This is a genomic window from Photobacterium sp. S4TG1 (assembly GCF_036040035.1).
Lineage (GTDB): Bacteria > Pseudomonadota > Gammaproteobacteria > Enterobacterales > Vibrionaceae > Photobacterium.
Window position 1 is genome coordinate 33,685 of the sequence record NZ_JAYXUH010000014.1, and the last position, 18,227, is coordinate 51,911.

General features: G+C 40.1%; 14 protein-coding genes and 1 riboswitch. Of the genes, 5 read left to right on the plus strand and 9 right to left on the minus strand.

What is annotated here, in order from left to right; genetic code table 11:
• The first annotated feature begins 170 nt into the window (after positions 1–170).
• On the plus strand, positions 171–1,547 hold the full coding sequence (locus VXS03_RS15045; protein WP_327764653.1) for a PhoH family protein: 1,377 nt from the start codon (positions 171–173) through the stop codon (positions 1,545–1,547).
• A gap of 88 nt (positions 1,548–1,635) precedes the next feature.
• Here VXS03_RS15045 and thiQ read toward each other — a convergent pair whose 3' ends face one another.
• The 8 genes from thiQ to leuA form a co-directional block, all read right to left on the minus strand.
• Positions 1,636–2,364, minus strand: coding sequence for a thiamine ABC transporter ATP-binding protein (gene thiQ, locus VXS03_RS15050; RefSeq protein ID WP_327764654.1), 729 nt, complete (start codon positions 2,362–2,364; stop codon positions 1,636–1,638).
• Positions 2,357–3,964 carry a thiamine/thiamine pyrophosphate ABC transporter permease ThiP gene (gene thiP, locus VXS03_RS15055; RefSeq protein WP_327764655.1) on the minus strand — a complete coding sequence of 536 codons (1,608 nt, stop codon included), beginning with the start codon at positions 3,962–3,964 and terminating at the stop codon, positions 2,357–2,359. Before thiP ends, thiQ begins: the two co-directional genes overlap by 8 nt.
• A gap of 12 nt (positions 3,965–3,976) precedes the next feature.
• Positions 3,977–5,008 (minus strand): thiamine ABC transporter substrate binding subunit, encoded by a 1,032-nt coding sequence (gene thiB, locus VXS03_RS15060; RefSeq protein ID WP_327764770.1) that lies wholly within the window; start codon positions 5,006–5,008, stop codon positions 3,977–3,979.
• A gap of 74 nt (positions 5,009–5,082) precedes the next feature.
• Positions 5,083–5,199: riboswitch (TPP riboswitch) on the minus strand.
• Positions 5,200–5,227: 28 nt separating this feature from the next.
• Entirely contained in the window at positions 5,228–6,010 is a 783-nt protein-coding gene (locus VXS03_RS15065; RefSeq protein ID WP_327764656.1) for a DUF547 domain-containing protein, read from the minus strand.
• A 121-nt stretch (positions 6,011–6,131) separates the two neighbouring features.
• On the minus strand, positions 6,132–6,734 hold the full coding sequence (gene leuD / locus VXS03_RS15070) for a 3-isopropylmalate dehydratase small subunit (RefSeq protein WP_327764657.1): 603 nt from the start codon (positions 6,732–6,734) through the stop codon (positions 6,132–6,134).
• 14 nt (positions 6,735–6,748) lie between these two features.
• Complete coding sequence (leuC, locus tag VXS03_RS15075; protein ID WP_327764772.1) at positions 6,749–8,176, minus strand: 3-isopropylmalate dehydratase large subunit; 1,428 nt, start codon at positions 8,174–8,176, stop codon at positions 6,749–6,751.
• Positions 8,177–8,202: 26 nt separating this feature from the next.
• Complete coding sequence (leuB, locus tag VXS03_RS15080) at positions 8,203–9,291, minus strand: 3-isopropylmalate dehydrogenase (RefSeq protein ID WP_327764658.1); 1,089 nt, start codon at positions 9,289–9,291, stop codon at positions 8,203–8,205.
• A 42-nt stretch (positions 9,292–9,333) separates the two neighbouring features.
• Positions 9,334–10,875: a 2-isopropylmalate synthase gene (gene leuA / locus VXS03_RS15085; protein WP_327764659.1), complete on the minus strand. Its 1,542-nt coding sequence runs from the start codon at positions 10,873–10,875 to the stop codon at positions 9,334–9,336.
• Positions 10,876–11,669: 794 nt separating this feature from the next.
• Between leuA and leuO the strand changes: the two genes are divergently transcribed.
• From leuO to ilvN, 4 genes are all read left to right on the plus strand, one after another.
• Positions 11,670–12,629: a transcriptional regulator LeuO gene (gene leuO, locus VXS03_RS15090; RefSeq protein ID WP_327764661.1), complete on the plus strand. Its 960-nt coding sequence runs from the start codon at positions 11,670–11,672 to the stop codon at positions 12,627–12,629.
• Positions 12,630–13,000: 371 nt separating this feature from the next.
• Positions 13,001–14,824, plus strand: a complete 1,824-nt coding sequence (locus tag VXS03_RS15095; protein ID WP_327764663.1) for an AMP-dependent synthetase/ligase — start codon at positions 13,001–13,003, stop codon at positions 14,822–14,824.
• Positions 14,825–15,155: 331 nt separating this feature from the next.
• On the plus strand, positions 15,156–16,874 hold the full coding sequence (locus tag VXS03_RS15100) for an acetolactate synthase 3 large subunit (protein ID WP_327764665.1): 1,719 nt from the start codon (positions 15,156–15,158) through the stop codon (positions 16,872–16,874).
• Entirely contained in the window at positions 16,874–17,371 is a 498-nt protein-coding gene (ilvN, locus tag VXS03_RS15105) for an acetolactate synthase small subunit (protein ID WP_080158587.1), read from the plus strand. Before VXS03_RS15100 ends, ilvN begins: the two co-directional genes overlap by 1 nt.
• 74 nt (positions 17,372–17,445) lie before the next feature.
• Here the strand turns inward: ilvN and VXS03_RS15110 are convergent, their stop codons facing one another.
• Complete coding sequence (locus tag VXS03_RS15110; RefSeq protein ID WP_327764668.1) at positions 17,446–18,069, minus strand: FCD domain-containing protein; 624 nt, start codon at positions 18,067–18,069, stop codon at positions 17,446–17,448.
• Between the last annotated feature and the right edge of the window lie 158 nt (positions 18,070–18,227).

The window sequence follows — 18,227 nt, forward strand, 5'->3', positions numbered from 1 at the left end:
TGCAAAAGAAGCGTGAGTCTTAATGTCATTTTAGTTTAATCAATAGATGCTTTAATTGTTATGAACGTTAATCGTTATAAATGCTGTAATTAACACAAACGTTAATTTTGACGTAAGCTAAAAGAGTGATAGCCAAGTTTATTGTTGTTCGCCCTACCAAGGAGGTGCTTATGGACAATACCGAACGGAAACTGTTTGTACTTGATACAAATATTCTGCTTCATGAACCTCTCGCTATCTTTTCTTTCCAGGAACACGATGTCGTGATCCCGATGACGGTACTGGAAGAATTAGATCGTATTAAAGACAGTAAGCGTGATGTTTCACGTGATGCGCGGGTTGCTATTCGCGCACTAGAAAATATCTTTCACGATGCGACCCCTGAGCAAATTGCAGCGGGTATTCCTTTCAATGATCAGATTCCACATAACGGCACCATTGCTATTTTTGCTGATTATGAAGTCAAACAAACGGTGCACGCTTTTAGTGATAAAGCAGGTGATAACCGTATTCTTAATAGTGTTCTTTTTCTACAACAAAAACATACCCCTAGAAGCGTAGTCTTAGTGACGAAAGATATCAATATGCGCTTGCGAGCCAAAGGTGCTGGTGTGCTGAACGTTGATGATTATCGTTCAGATCAATTGATTGATGATATCGCCTTACTCAGCAAAGGTTTTCATCGCTATGAGGGTAATTTTTGGAGTAATGTTGCTGAGTGTCATTCTGAAAATCGAGGCAATTCTACCTTACATACGTTGCCACGATCGCTATTTGATAATCCGTATATGAATCAATACCTATTGGATGATAGTGATGAATTTGCTGTGCGAATAAAAGCCATTGATGGTGAAGATGTTACCATTAAAGACATCAGTTATGAGCGCTTAATGCATCGTCAAGCCTGGGGGGTTCACCCTAAAAATATTTATCAAGGTATGGCATTGGACGCCATGCTCGATCCCAGTATTGATTTAGTGATATTAACTGGTCCTGCTGGTTGTGGTAAAACCATTTTAGCGATGGCAGCAGCGTTAGAGCAGGTTATAGAAAAAGGCATGTATGACAAAATTATTGTTACGCGTAATACACCTGAAATTGCTGAATCAATTGGTTTTCTACCCGGTACTGAAGAAGAGAAAATGTTACCGTGGTTAGCGGCGGTTACCGACACTATGGAAGCATTACATAAGCATGATGTCTGCACTGATGGTTCAATGAAATATATTTTTGATAAAGCCAATATTCAATTTAAATCAATTAACTTTATGCGTGGACGTTCAATTCAAAATGCCTTTGTGCTGCTTGATGAGTGTCAAAATTTAACTGCATCACAGATTAAAACTATTATTACCCGTTGTGGTGAGGGCACTAAGTTGGTGTGCTCGGGTAATTTGGCACAAATTGATTCCAATTATTTATCGCCAGTAACATCAGGGTTAACTTATATTGTTGAACGGTTTAAACACTTTGAGGGTAGCGCCAATATTTATATTAATGGTGTGGTAAGAAGTCGTTTAGCCGAGTTTGCAGAAGAAAACCTTTAAGCTAATTATTGTGTTATTGATTGGCTTGGCAAAATAAAGCGGGCTCAACGCATTGTGTGTTGAGCCCGCAGTAATTTATTACATTTATTTAATTTGTAGTTAATCCAAGGTAGTGACGTAAATCTAGTTGTTGAGGGTGATTAAGAAGGGTGTCGGTATCACCCTGAGCTTTAATTTCACCGTTATCAACAAAAATACACTTATTGGCTATTTTGTTAGCATCTTCGGGGCTATGAGTGATCATTAATACGATAATTGCTTGCTGCTGCGCTAATTGTTGTACTAATTTGAGCATGTCATTACGCAGGGCTGGATCAAGTGCAGAGAAGGGTTCATCAAGGAGTAATAGTGGGCGTTGTCGAATCAAGCAACGAGCTAATGCCACCCGCTGTCGCTGACCGCCTGATAGTTGTTCCGGTAAGCGTGGCAAATATGTGGCTAACCCCACTTTTTCAGCTGCATCATGTACTCGTTGTTGCTGCTGAGCGTTAAGTTTAAGGCGTGGATCAATACCAAGCGCAATGTTTTCATAGACCGTTAAATGCGGAAATAAGTTATGTTCTTGAAACAACATTGATAATGGTCGTTGAGCTGGATCGAGTGTAATGATTGATTGCTGGTGAATGAGAATATCGCCACTATTTGGCTGTAGAAAACCAGCAATAAGTGCCAATAGTGTACTTTTCCCGGCACCACTTGGGCCTATCAACGCTGCAATATCTCCTTGTTGAAGGCTAAAGTTAAAGCTTAACGTCATTGGCTGTTCATGTTGGCGTTGCGGTAGATAGGTGTAACAGAGTTGGTTGACATTAAGCATGGTGTTTACCTTTAGTACGCCGAGGTTGAACGCAGTATTCAATCGCGCTAAATAAGCCCAAACTGAGCAGCAATAGTAATAATGCTGCCACCGCAGCACCATCCATTCTGTAACTGCCCATTAATTGAAATAAATATAGTGGTAGTGTTTGAAAATCTTGACTGCCAAATAAAGCAATAGCTCCGAGATCTCCCAGAGATAAGACCAAACTGATAGCCAGTGATTGTGCTATGGGTTTACGCAGAGAGCGCCACTCAACAAGTCGCAAGCGGGTCCAGCCTTTCATGCCTAAACTTTGGCATAACATATTGTATTGTTGAGCAATATGTAACATTGGCTGACTTAAGGTCTTGATGACATACGGTAGCGCCATTAGCGCGTTAACACAGACGACGACCCAAAATGCAGCGCCATAGGCATCGGTATATTGGCGCAGTAATAAGAAAATACCGGTGCTTAATACTAGCCCTGGAGTCACTAAAATAATGGTGCCGATCATTTCAATGCTATCAGCGCTGAGACGTTGTTTATTTAAGCGTAATTGTCGGCTAGCCAGTAATATCATCACGCCAAATACAAAGGCTAACCCACAGGCCATAACTGCAATTTGAAGTGAGTTAGCGACCGCATGCCACAGTGCCGATTGTTGTAATAATTGCGGCAGTTGACGATTAAGTCCAGCAACAAAGACGGCAATAATCGGTGGAACCACCAGTAATATTGCAGCCACTATCCAACTCCAATCCCAGCATTTAGATCGCCAAGTATCTTGATAATTAACTACATTTCTATTTACCGACGCACTAAAGGTTGCTAATGGTTTAGCAAAGCGATGGCTAAGTAACACTAATCCACCACACAGTAACATTTGCCACAATGCTAAAATAGCACCTGTTGCCAGATCGAAGTCGTAGCGAATTGCTTGGTAAATCGCAAGTTCAATGGTGGTTGATTTTGGTCCGCCACCCAACGACATAATCACGGCAAAACTGGTAAAGCACAGCATGAAAATGAGTCCGGCAACATGGGGTAATTGTTGACGTAGTCGTGGCCAAGCAACAAGTTTGAATTTATGCCAACCACTAATGCCTAAATGAGCTGCTAATTGGTGTTGTTCATGAGGAATTGCTTCTAGACTTTGAAGTAAAAAGCGTACCGCTAAGGGAAGATTAAGAAATACATGCGCCAGTAAAATGCCACTTAGACCATAAATGTTTAGCCGTGGTAATCCAAGTAAGCTTAATCCATGACTAATGATGCCGCTTTTGCCATAGATAGCTAATAATCCAAATACAGCGACTAACACCGGCATAACTAGCGTCATCGCAAATAAACGTAATAATAACTGTTTGCCAATAAAATCACGTCGAGAAAATGCGTAAGCAATCGCTATTGCTGGCACAAGACTAAGTAAGGTCGATAATATCGCTTGATAAAAACTAAACCGAGTTACATGGCGTAGATAAGGATCATGCCATAAGCTACTCAGTTGCCATTGACCTGCATGAAGAATAAGGCTGGTGATTGCGGCGATCACCAGTAATAAAATAAGCCCGATACTTAATAGTCCGGGCAAAAGTTGAGTTATACGTTTATTCACAGCTGTATGCCATTATTGGGTCAGCGCTTGCTGCCATTCTCGAATCCATGCTTTACGCTTGTGAGCTACTTCATCAGCACTAAATTCTAATGCTTTATCTGGAATCGTTAGTTGGTCAAATGCCGCTGGTAGTGGTTGTTTGGTGACAGGATACATCCAGTTATGGGTTGCAATTTGAGATTGAAAACCGTCACTAACAATGAACTGTATAAATTGATCGGCCAGTTTAGGATGAGGACTGTTTTTCATTTTGGCGGCAACTTCAACTTGCATGTAATGGCCTTCTTTAAAATTGGCCGCTTTATATTGGTTTTTATGCTCTTCCATAATGTGATAAGCCGGAGAGGTGGTATAAGACAATACCATATCAGCTTCACCATCAAGGAACATACTGTAAGCTTCTGACCAGCCTTTGGTGACGGTAACGGTATGTTTAGCTAATTGTTGCCAGGCGGCAGCAGCTTTATCACCATACACTGATTTCATCCATAACATCAGCCCTTGACCTGGAGTTGATGTGCGTGGATCTTGGTAGATCACACTGATGTTTTGATCGTTAACCAGCGCTTTTAAACTGGTTGGTGGGTTGGATAATTTATTGCTGTTATAAACAAATGCAAAATAGCCATAATCAAAAGGAATAAAAGTATCGTCATGCCAGCCTTTTGGGAGTGTTAACTTGCTAAGATCAACCTGTTGTTTAGCTAATAACCCTGTTTGTTTAGCTTCGGTCATTAGGTTGTTATCAAGTCCTAATAAAATATCTGCTCTACTGCTATTACCTTCTAAACGGACTCTATTTAAGATAGAAACCCCATCTTCTAACGATACAAAATTAACCTTACAACCATCACATTGGGCTTCAAAGGCTTTTTTAATGAGCGGTCCAGGTCCCCATTCAGACGAAAATGAGCTGTAGGTATAAACATTAAGGGTATTATCTGCGGCAAAAACATTACTTGAGAGCAATGTGATTGAAAGTAAGGGTAATAGGGTATAATTGATTTTCACTATGCGCTCCTCATGCTTACATTCTGCAAACATAATAGAAAAAGAGAGCGGCACAGGGTTGAGAGGTGTTAGCAGCATGCTGTAATAGCAGCTAGACAGGGGTAAATACCCATGTGTATCTCAATTCCTACGCCAGCATTACCTGGTTCAGGTTCAATGGGTTCTGTTATATCAAACAAGATAATAACAACAATCTCAGCCTAATGGCTCCCCAATGAGAACATGCATATTGTACCTGTAACTTGTACTAAGTTATAGCTTCTGATTTAACTGCCAATTGTAGTCAAATTTAATGTTATCGCCATTGATTTTTTGATGCTCTCGATAATGGTTTATATGCTGCAACAAGGCCTGTCGATTACCAAAATCAACGCTATACCAGTCATAAATTGACGATAAAGTTGTTTGTTTTGAGTTTGTACGTACCCCTTTATTACTATTAATAAAACGGCTGGCAGCATTATTGAGTTGTTGATCAAGGTGATGACTGTCAAATACTTGAGGGAGTAAATCAGGACAACCTAAGCTCGCACAATTAACCGCATAATGAATGCGAGGATCACGCCAGATCGGACGTAATATACGATGCTCAATGTCATTTAAACTTAAGGTTTTATTTGTGATGGTCACAATGGGTTGATCCCAAGGGCCAAAACTGAAAAAACCACCGAGTTTAGTAATAGATGTAATCGGGTAATTATTAATGATCAATTGGACGGTAAGTGCATTATACAAATTAACCCAATAAGCAAATTGAACATCACGGTTATATTGGCGTGGATCAAGGTTAGATAAGTGATTGATATAATTCTGTAGTTGTTGTTTATCGGCAGGAGTAACGGCGTTATAACGAAACAGTGTTTGTTGTGGGCTAACAACTAAATATTTAGTTAATAATTGTTGCCATTGGTGATGATCGATATTGTGTTGATTACTGGCTACCTGATGCTTCCAATAAGGCAATAGATCTGCCTTAGGGGCCGCAAACACCGACCAAGAGAAGAAAATTAACAATAAACTAAATGCAATGCGCATACTGAACCTGTTATAAAAAAGAGATATCAATATAGACCGTAATGACATCTTATTTATTACAGCCATGAAGGGTGACATTAACGCCCGTAATTAACAGGCGTTAGTATTTAGGTTAGCTAATTTAAGCGAGGTAAGTGGGAATATTGGCTTCGTATTCAGCAATTTGTGCTTGGTGTTGAAGGGTTAAGCCAATATTATCTAATCCGTTTAATAGGCAGTGACGTCGAAATTCGTCAATTTCAAATGAATATTGTTGGCCATTAGCTGTTACTGACATTGCTTTTAGATCAACACAGATTTGAGCACCCTCCGTTGTTTCTACAAATTTAAAGAGTTCATCAATTTGTTGATCGGTAAGATGAACCGGAATCATTTGGTTATTGATTGCGTTGCCATAAAAAATATCTGCAAAGCTAGGGGCGATCATTACTTTAATGCCGTAATCTGCTAACGCCCATGGTGCATGTTCACGCGATGATCCACAGCCAAAATTTTCGCGAGCTAATAAAATGGTCGCACCTTGGTAATGAGGAGCGTTCATTATAAAGTCTGGATTGGGTTGTTGGCCGCTCTCGTCTAAAAAACGCCAATCATGAAATAAATGTTGTCCAAATCCTGTACGAGTTACTTTTTGCAGAAACTGTTTTGGAATAATGGCGTCGGTATCAATATTGGCGGTATTTAACGGCACCACTAATCCTGTATGCTGAGTAAAGCCTGTCATTGTTTATGTCCTTATTATGCCGATACTGGTTCAAGTTGACGAATATCTACAAAGTGCCCTGCACATGCAGCGGCTGCAGCCATTGCGGGACTAACAAGGTGGGTTCTACCATCTCGTCCTTGACGCCCTTCAAAATTACGGTTGCTAGTGGATGCACATCGTTCTTGAGGGCCAAGGCGATCGTTATTCATCGCAAGACACATTGAGCACCCAGGTAGTCGCCATTCAAACCCAGCCTCCATAAAGATTTTATCAAGCCCTTCTTGTTCTGCTTGAGCTTTGACTTGTTCCGATCCTGGGACCACTAAAGCTTGAACGTTAGCCGCTACTTTTCGACCTTTAGCAATAGCAGCTGCTGCGCGCATATCTTCGATGCGTGAATTGGTGCATGAACCAATAAAAACTTTATCGATAGCATAATCAGATAATGATTTATGTGGTTCTAATCCCATGTAAGCCAAGGCTTTTTTCGCAGATGTTTGCTCAACCAAATCACTGAAACTTTCAGGAGCTGGAATGGGATCATCTACAGCAATGACTTGACCGGGATTAGTGCCCCATGTCACTTGTGGTTTGATATCGGCGGCATCTAAAGTGATAACCGCATCAAACTCTGCGTTGTCATCGCTGGTGAGGGTTTGCCAATAAGCAATGGCGGCATCTAAATCAGCACCTTGAGGCGAAAATTTTCGACCTTTAATATAATCAAAAGTGGTTTGATCTGGGGCGATTAAGCCAGCTTTTGCGCCTAATTCTATCGCCATATTACACACGGTCATGCGACCTTCCATTGTCAGATCCGTGATTGCTTCGCCACAAAACTCAACCACATAACCTGTTCCGCCAGCTGCGGTGGTTTTACCGATAATCGCCAGTACGATATCTTTCGCGGTAATGCCCTCTGCCACTTTTCCAGTGACTTCAATTTTCATGGTTTTGGCACGGGATTGTTTTAGGGTTTGAGTGGCTAATACGTGCTCAACTTCCGAGGTACCAATACCAAAAGCCAGTGCGCCAAATGCACCGTGAGTCGCGGTATGTGAGTCACCACAAACAATGGTCATTCCGGGTAACGTAATACCGAGTTCAGGCCCCATAACATGGACGATACCCTGATATTTGTGGTTCAAATCGTAAAGGGTAACGCCAAAATCGGCACAATTTTTTGCCAGTGTTTCCATTTGAATGCGTGCCATTTCACCACAGGCGTTAATGTCTTTGGTTTGAGTGGATACATTATGATCCATGGTGGCAAAGGTTTTATTCACTTGGCGAACTTGGCGACCTTGTTCACGCAGTCCATCAAATGCTTGTGGTGAAGTCACTTCATGAACCAGATGGCGGTCAATATATAAAATGGGGTTTTCACCAGCAGCGGCAACGACCACATGAGCATCATAGACTTTTTGATAAAGTGTTTTGGCTTGGCTTGAGGGTGACATTATTGTATTCGACATCATGCAGATCCTTATGATTGTTGAATATAGGCGGCGATTTTGTCACCCATTTCGCTGGTAGTAAGAGCGGTGCCATTGGTGGCTAAATCTGCCGTTAACTGGCCAGTTTCTAGTGCTTGAGCAACCGCATTTTCTATGGCGCATGCTGCTTTTTCTTCGCCAAGGCTGTAACGCAACATTAAGGCTGCGGATAAAATCTGGGCTATTGGGTTGGCAATATTTTTACCTGCGATATCAGGTGCTGAACCGCCCGCAGGCTCATACAAACCAAATTTTTGCTGGTTTAAACTGGCAGATGGCAACATGCCCATTGAGCCGGTGATCATTGCGCACTCATCTGAAATGATGTCACCAAAGATATTGGAACATAGCATCACATCAAACTGCGATGGATCTTTGATTAGTTGCATCGTGGCGTTATCAATGTACATATGGCTTAAACTAACATCTGGGTAATCAGCAGCCACCTCTTCAACCACTTGACGCCATAAGATTGAGCTTTGTAGAACATTGGCTTTATCGATGGAACAGACTTTTTTACGGCGTAGTCGTGCAGATTCAAAAGCTATTTTAGCAATACGCTCAATTTCATAGCGATGATAGATTTCAGTATCAAAGGCCTTTTCTTGTGCGCCTTCACCAGATCGACCTTTAGGCTCGCCAAAGTAAATGCCGCCAGTGAGTTCACGTACAACGGCAATATCAAACCCACGCTCAGAGATATCAGCTCGTAGTGGAGAAAAGTGTTCTAGACCACGGTGGATTTGTGCTGGGCGTAAATTACAAAATAATTCAAAGTGCTTACGAAGTGGTAAAAGTGCGCCACGCTCCGGTTGATCATTGGGGGCGAGATGTTCCCACTTAGGGCCACCAACAGAGCCAAACAGCACCGCATCTGCTGCTTCACAGCCTTTTAAAGTGATGGAAGGTAATGGACAACCGTGATTATCTATCGCAATACCGCCGACATCGAAATGATGACAATCAAGGGTAATATCAAATTGCTGTTGGACTGCGGCTAAGACTTTGTGTGCTTGTTGCATCACTTCGGGGCCAATACCGTCGCCGGGTAGTACTGCTATATTATATGAACCTGCCATGGTGGGTGCTCTCCATAATGTACTAAAGTAAAATTGAATTTGTTAATGGTTATGTTGTTGCTTGATGGTTGCGATTTGATCGGCACGATAAATACTATTGATAACGTGGATCAGTGCTTGGCCTGAAGCCTCAACAATATCTGTCGCAAGGCCTGTGCCGTGGTACTTACGGCCTTTGTAATTAGCGATAATATCGGCTTGTCCTAGGCCATCTTCACCCTCACCTTTAGCGGTAAGATCAAACTTATCAAGCACAATCTCATACCCTGTTAGACGGTAGATACATTGATACAGTGCATCGACAGGCCCGTTACCGACGGCAGCTTCACACTTTTCCTGATCGCCACATTGAAGTTTAATGCTGGTGGTTGCCATTACACTGCCTGATTGGACGCTTAAATAGTTTATTTTGAAAAAATCATCTTCATCACGCAGATTAGAAAAATGCATTAAGGCTTCAAGATCGTAATCAAATACTTGGCCTTTTCTGTCTGCAAGGCTAAGAAAATCGGCATACAATTTATCAAGATCATATTCATGTTCGGTGTAACCAAGGGTATCCATATGACTTTTAACAGCAGCTCGTCCTGAACGGCTGGTAAGGTTCAATGCTTGATTTTTAAGACCAATCGAATTTGGGGTCATGATTTCGTAGGTGTTTTTGTTTTTTAGCATTCCGTCTTGATGAATACCTGAAGAATGACTAAAAGCGTTACTACCTACGATAGCTTTATTGGCTTGAATTGGCATATTGCATAGTTGGCTGACCATTTTGCTGGTGCGATGGATTTCGTCATGCTTGAGATTGGTATGTACCCCTAATAGTGATTGACGGGTTTTAATAATCATCGCTATTTCTTCAAGAGCACAATTACCCGCGCGTTCACCTAAACCGTTAATGGTGCCCTCAACTTGGCGGGCGCCTGCTTGAATGGCGGCCATGGAGTTTGCTACTGACATGCCAAGATCATCGTGGCAATGAACGGAAATAATGGCTTTATCGATATTGGGTACTCGATTAAATAGTTGGGTGATAATGCCACCAAATTCACTTGGTAGAGTGTAGCCTACAGTATCGGGAATATTAATGGTCGTTGCTCCCGCATCAATTGCGGCTTCTACCATGCGGCATAAATTATCAATCGGGGTTCGTCCGGCATCTTCACAGGAAAACTCGACATCATCGGTATATTTTCGAGCCCGTTTTACCGCTGCAATACCCATTGCAATAACATCGTCGTAGCTACGACGCAATTTATCTTGTACGTGAACGGTAGAGGTTGAAATAAAGGTATGAATACGAAATGCTTCAGCGACTTTTAATGATTCAGCGGCAACATCAATGTCTTTTTCTACCGCACGCGACAAGGCACAAATACGGCTGTTTTTAATGTGCTTAGCGATGGTTTGTACTGATTCAAAGTCGCCAGGGGATGACACTGGAAAACCAGCTTCGATAACATCGATACCTAGACGTTCTAGTGCATAAGCAATTTGCAATTTTTCTTTGACTGTTAGACTGGCGGATAAAGCCTGTTCACCATCACGTAAAGTGGTATCAAAAATAATGACCTGATCTTTCATAGTGACATCCTTTTATATGTAGGCCTGTATAAAGGCAGAGTTCCGCATTCACTTGCGCTGGTCAAAATATGAAAAAACCCGCGCTTGCTTGCGCGGGTTTTGAAATCTTTAGTGGTGTTTTCCACTCGATAGCAATCCGCGCGATTATGTCACGATAAGGAGGAGGGCTAAGAGGAGATAGAAGCGTGTTTTCATTTCATTAAAGACTTCAATAAATTTAGTTAACAAATGAATATCAAATAGACAGGCTATAGGTCAACCAAAAATTGTGTTTTTTTTGTACTTTCAAGAACAGGTTATCGTTTAAACATTTAGATAGCCATCAGAATAGAGGCGAAGAGTAGCGTTAAAAAGGTATGTTTTGGCTGTAAATAATAAATATTAACAATTGTTATTATTTATTATATTGATAGCTAATTACTTTTAATAATGAATATGTATTCATAATATAAATATACAATATCCTGCTGTATTCTAATTATGAATTTATATTATCAAAATAAAGTATAATTTTATTTTATTTTATCAATGATTGTTTTATTTATGTTAAATTAAATGCTGTATTTCATTGCATTAAGGTTTTGATATTTAAGTATAAATGCTGATGAATTATATTTAAATAAGAGGTTGTTTATATTGTCTTATTTTCTATTATTAGTTACATCAATCTATATGGTTGATACTTGTCGCATTCCAATAAAGGCATTCCAAGCAGACACGGTAGACAAAAATTTAATGTCTAACTTATGTATAGCATTGCGATGCACCAATAATGATTATTTTTAGAGGTATACATGAGCCGAACGACTACTTCAGTTTCTGCCGTTGATAATTTCAGTATGGAATCAACACTTCGTAGTGTTGACCTTAATTTATTGACCGTTTTTGATGCCGTTATGCAAGAGCAAAATATAACGCGTGCAGCACAAAATTTAGGTATGTCTCAACCGGCAGTAAGTAATGCGGTTGCGCGTTTAAAAGTGATGTTTAATGATGATCTTTTCATTCGTCATGGTCGTGGTATTCAACCGACACAACGAGCTAAACAATTATTTGGTCCATTGCGTCAAGCATTACAGCTGGTAAAAAATGAATTACCTTGCTCTATCTTTGCACCATTAACATCAAGCCGCACTTTTAAACTCGCAATTTGTAGTCCTTCAGATATGCGTTTTGCACCGACTGTATTGTCAACAATGCGTGAGCAAGCGCCACATATTCAATTGCAATTAGAGGCAGAAGTGGATGCGGAATTATCACAAAAAATGCGTTATCAAGAAGTGGATTTCGTGATTGACTATACTCGTTTTGATGAAGATGGTTTCTGTAGCACTGAATTATTCTGCGATGAATTAGTGGCTATAGCTGCCAATAGCCATCCACGAATTGGTGACAGTATTTCAGTTGATGAATTCAGTAATGAAATGCATGCGGTATTGAAGTCAGTATCAGATGTAAAAATGTTTGCTGATGATATTTATAATCATAGTGAAACAAATTGTCAGGATGCTTATCAAGGCGCAAGTCTAAACGATATTATGTTTGTCGTTAGCCAATCAGAATTGATTGCTGTAGCACCACGTTGGTTAGCTGAAGCGTCTGCTGAAAACTTACAAATTAAAGTACTACCATTACCATTTACGAATGCGAAAATCACCGGCTACTTAAGCTGGCATGAATCAACGCAGAAAGATAAAGGTAATATTTGGATGCGTGATCAACTAATGGCTATTTGTGGTGATCTGACCAGCTAATAGTTTATATAGCGTTATTATAAGGCCAGCTTAAACGCTGGCTTTTTTTATGATTAAAATAAAATTATATGCTGTGACATAATAATATAGCTGGCGTAATAAGGCTTTCTAGTCATGATATTTAAAGTTTCTATTATCACGTAGATTGTTTAGGTTCTTTTTCTGTTATGAGACCATGTTATTTATAGATTCTTACACTTTTATTGTTTGTTTAAAAAGTCATTGAAGACAATAAGTAAGCGGGTATAGAGTGATCTCGGTCATCAGAAACTATAATTTAATATTCATTATAGTTGGCTTTTCAAAGACTGAATTGTAGACTGCATCTCTCAAATCAGCTTACAAGTGTAAGCTAAAAAAATAGAGTACTTATGGCACAACATGATTTCCATATTGTTCACCGTATTCGTCAGCAAATTGTGCGCTTAGGCGACAGTCCTGCTTTACGTCATCAAGTAAATGGTGAGTGGCAAGATATTAGCTGGAATAATTTTGGTGAAAAAATTCAGCAATTGGCATTAGCACTATTAAACCAAGGTTTAGAAGTACAAGATAAAGTCGGTATTTTTGCTAATAATATGCCTCGTTGGACGGTTGCGGATTTTGCTTCGCTATATAATCGCTGTGTTACAGTGCCTATTTATCCAACCAATACACCTCAGCAATCGGCATATATTCTAAATGATGCCAATGTAAAAGTTCTCTTTGTTGGTGAACAAGCACAGCTAAATGCCGCTGTTGCTATTGCTGATCAGTGTCCGAATTTAGAACGTATTGTCGCACTAACAGATGATGTTGAATTGCCTCAACATCCATTGGTTTGCCATTACGTCGATTTTTTAAAAACAGCCAGTTCAGAGCATCAATCAGAGCTTGATAGCCGTTTAGATAATCTGGCGATGGATGATTTATTAACGCTGATCTATACCTCTGGTACGACGGGTACACCTAAAGGGGTAATGCTAGATTATGCTAATGTTGCCTCACAAATTATTGCCCATGATGAGCGTTTAGCATTAGATGAAGGTGATACTTCACTATGTTTTTTACCTTTGTCACATGTATTTGAACGTGCTTGGACATTCTATGTTTTGCACCGTGGTGTAATTAACTGTTACTTGTCTGATACCAATAAGCTCAAAGAAGCATTGGTGACAGTGAAGCCTAATTATATGTCAGCTGTGCCACGTGTTTATGAAAAAATCTATTCAGGTGTTCACGAAAAAGTTGCTCGTGCCCCTTTTCATCGTAAGATGATTTTTACTTGGGCGGTAAATATGGGGGCAAGGATGTCTTTGGCTCGTCAAGAGTGTCGTGAGCCCTCATGGTTATTACAAAAAAGTCATAACTTAGCCGATAAAATGGTGCTGTCTAAATTGCGTGCAGTATTGGGTGGCAACATTAAGTGTATGCCATGTGGTGGTGCTAAATTAGATGCGGGTATTGGCCGTTTTTTCCATGCTATGGGTATCAACGTGAAGTTAGGCTATGGCATGACAGAAACAACTGCGACGGTGTCTTGCTGGGATGATCGCTGCTATAACCCTGACTCGATTGGTATGCCGATGCCTGGCGCAGAAGTTAAAATTGGTAAAGATAATGAAATTCTAGTGCGTGGCCCGATGGTGATGCGTGGCTATTACAATATGCCTGAAGAGACAGCAAACAACTTTACTGATGATGGATTTCTTAAAACGGGCGATGCGGGTTATATCGATGAGAAAGGGAATTTGTTTATTACCGATCGTATTAAAGAGTTGATGAAAACATCGGGTGGTAAGTACATTGCACCACAAGTGATTGAAGGTGCGATTGGTAAAGATCATCTGATTGAACAAATTGCAGTTATAGCTGACACTCGTAAATTCGTATCAGCATTGATAGTGCCTTGTTTTGAAACATTAGAAGAACATGCGCGCGAGCTTAATATTAAATATCAAGACCGTATGGAATTGGTTAAGCATAGTCAAATTGTTGAACTAATTGAAAAACGCGTTATTGAACTTCAAAAAGATTTAGCTCGTTTTGAGCAAGTGAAAAAATTCACCTTATTACCAAAATCATTTTCGATGGATAAAGGTGAGCTGACACCAACGCAAAAATTACGTCGTAAAGTGATTCAAGATCGTTACCACAAAGAGATTGAACATATGTACGAAGAAAGCCATAAAAAAGCGCAACAGAAAGATGACTAATCTATTTTTTGCTTAAATTTGAGAAAGAAGCCACTAAGGCTTCTTTTTTTTATTGGAGTAAAAGAGAGATATTCTAAATCAACACTAGATAGTAGTTGTAGGTAGTGCAGTGTTCGCTAATCGCTTTATAAAACATTAATAATTTTAAATCCGATAGATATAAACCGTAAACTTCTCTTTTGCTCTAGCAATTAATGATGCAAAAGCGTTAAGGTTGTTACGGTTATTCGTGGTTGTTATTACAACCATGATAAACATAGCATGAGTATTCATGTTTTTTATTAGGCTAAAAATAAGCCCTAACTATGTTTTATCGATCTGGAGACAAAATATGGAAATGTTGTCTGGCGCAGACATGATCGTTCGTTCAATGATCGATCAAGGCGTTAAGCATATCTTCGGTTACCCCGGAGGTTCGGTCCTTGATATTTATGATGCTTTACATGAAAAAAGCGATATTGAGCATGTGCTTGTTCGTCATGAGCAAGCTGCAGTGCATATGGCGGATGGTTACGCGAGAGCCACTGGGGATGTTGGTGTTGTTCTTGTTACATCCGGTCCTGGTGCGACAAATGCGATCACCGGTATTGCTACTGCCTATATGGACTCGATCCCGCTGGTTGTATTGTCAGGCCAAGTAATGAGTAATCTGATTGGTAATGATGCCTTTCAAGAGTGCGATATGGTCGGCATTTCACGCCCAGTCGTAAAGCACAGCTTTTTGGTAACCAAACCTGAAGATATTCCAACCATTATCAAAAAAGCGTTTTATATTGCTGCCAGTGGCCGTCCTGGACCTGTTGTGGTTGATATTCCTAAAGATATGCTTAATCCAGCAGAAACCTACCCATATCAATATCCTGAATCGATAGCATTACGCTCTTACAATCCCACCACTCAGGGTCATAAAGGTCAAATCAAGCGGGGTGTGAAAGCCTTGCTAAGCGCTAAACAGCCCGTACTGTATGTTGGTGGTGGTGCGGTGATGTCTAATTGTAGCGAGCAATTGATGGCATTAGCAGAAAGTTTACATATTCCAGTTGTAAATACGTTAATGGGGCTTGGCGCTTTTCCGGGAACACATGAACAATGCCTTGGTATGTTAGGCATGCATGGTACTTATGAAGCTAATATGGCGATGCACAATGCGGATCTTATTTTTGGAATTGGAGTGAGGTTTGATGATCGTACTACCAATAATCTTGAAAAATATTGCCCTAATGCGACTATTATGCATATTGATATTGATCCGTCATCAATATCAAAAACCGTTGCTGTTGATATCCCTATCGTAGGTTCGGCTGATACTGTTCTAACGTGTATGCTTAAATTGATTAATGAACAAGATGATATTGATAATCAAGCAGTATTACAGCCGTGGTGGCAACAAATATCAACGTGGCGCCAACGTCAATGCCTACGTTATGACACCACAACAGATCGCATTAAACCGCAACAAGTGATTGAATCTTTATATCGTATTACTGATGGTGATGCTTATGTATCTTCGGATGTCGGGCAACATCAAATGTTTGCTGCATTATATTATCCATTTGATAAGCCTCGTCGTTGGATTAATTCTGGCGGTCTTGGCACCATGGGATTTGGCTTACCAGCGGCGATGGGGGTCAAATTTGCATTGCCGAATGCTGATGTAGTCTGTGTGACTGGTGATGGTAGTATTCAGATGAATATTCAAGAGCTTTCCACGGCATTACAATATGATATTCCCGTTAAAATAATTAATCTTAATAATCGTTTTCTAGGCATGGTAAAACAATGGCAAGATATGATTTACCAAGGCCGCCATTCCCAATCTTATATGGATTCTGTGCCTGATTTTGCAGCAATCGCTGAAGCTTATGGTCATGTAGGGGTACGTATTTCAGATCCTAAACAATTGGATCAACAGCTTGAACAAGCATTGGCTTTAAAAGATAAATTAGTTTTTATTGATATCAGTGTTGATGAGACTGAACATGTGTACCCGATGCTGATCCGTGGTGGCGCAATGAGTGATATGTGGTTAAGTAAAACGGAGCGTACATAATGCGTAGAATTATTTCAGTGTTACTTGAGAATCAGCCAGGGGCTTTATCACGGGTAGTGGGATTATTTTCTCAACGAGGTTATAACATTGAGTCATTAACTGTTGCTCCAACAGATGATCCTACGTTATCACGGTTAAATATTACCACGCATGTTGAAGATGAAGCTGCGTATGAACAAATTGAAAAACAACTGCATAAACTCATCGATATTTTAAAGGTCAGTAATGTGACTGCGTCAGATCATATTGAACGGGAATTAATGTTAGTAAAAGTCAAAGCCAGTGGTTTTGCGCGAGCTGAAGTGAAACGCACTGCTGATATTTTTCGTGGTTTAATTGTTGATGTAACGAGCCAGATTTATACGATTCAATTAGTAGGGACAGGCGGTAAGCTAGATGCATTTTTAGCTGCGGTCGGTGAAGCTACTGAGATTATAGAAGTAGCACGTAGCGGTATTGTTGGTTTAGCTCGTGGCGAACGAGCTTTAAAAGCATAGCGTTAGGTAATAAACAAAAAAACCCATGGCATAAATATGACATGGGTTTTTATTGGTTAATTATTTGAGTAAAACTAGAGATATGGACTCACTGAACTGACGGCATTTTTTGAGTGTTCATGCATGATCGTTCGTGCCAGCTCAATATCACGATCTAAGACTGCTTTCATTAGTGCTTCATGTTCTCCACCATCATGATAACGATTTTCGCTATCACGAGATTGACTCAACCAAACATGACGATAACGTTTAAGTTGTTCATAGATATCAAGGTAAAGATCAAGTAATACCGGTGAGTTACTACCCGATAAAATAGCAATATGAAAATCACCGTGACGCTGTTCCCATTCCGAGAGATCAGCATTATCCGAGGTCGGGTTGAGGCGGCTTAATTTATGGTAACTCGTGAGGATATTGAGTTCCCAAGTTTCATCGCCCTGTAAAATAGCTTTATTTAATAACTCATGTGAAATTAATTGGTGAGCATTAAAAAGGTCTGTTAATTCTTCCACTGACACTGGAGCGACCCAGCATCCTTTTTGTGGGGCGAATTTAACATACTTTTTCCACGATAATTGGACTAAGGCTTCACGAATAGGTGATGCACCGACTTGATAATGTTCTTTCAAATCAGCAACAACAAGTTTTTGTCCGGGAGTCAATTTGCCAAGCAAAATATCTTGTCGTATGACCTCCATAATTTTATTCGTTTGCGTAGGACTGGACACAGTTTCCCTCTTTGTTGTTATTGTTATTCGACACAATACAGACATAACATTGTGAATGTTATGTGTGCTAGTACCTATTGATAAGAAGTATAACTGGCTTTGTTTGTTGCTTAAACATTAAAGAGGGT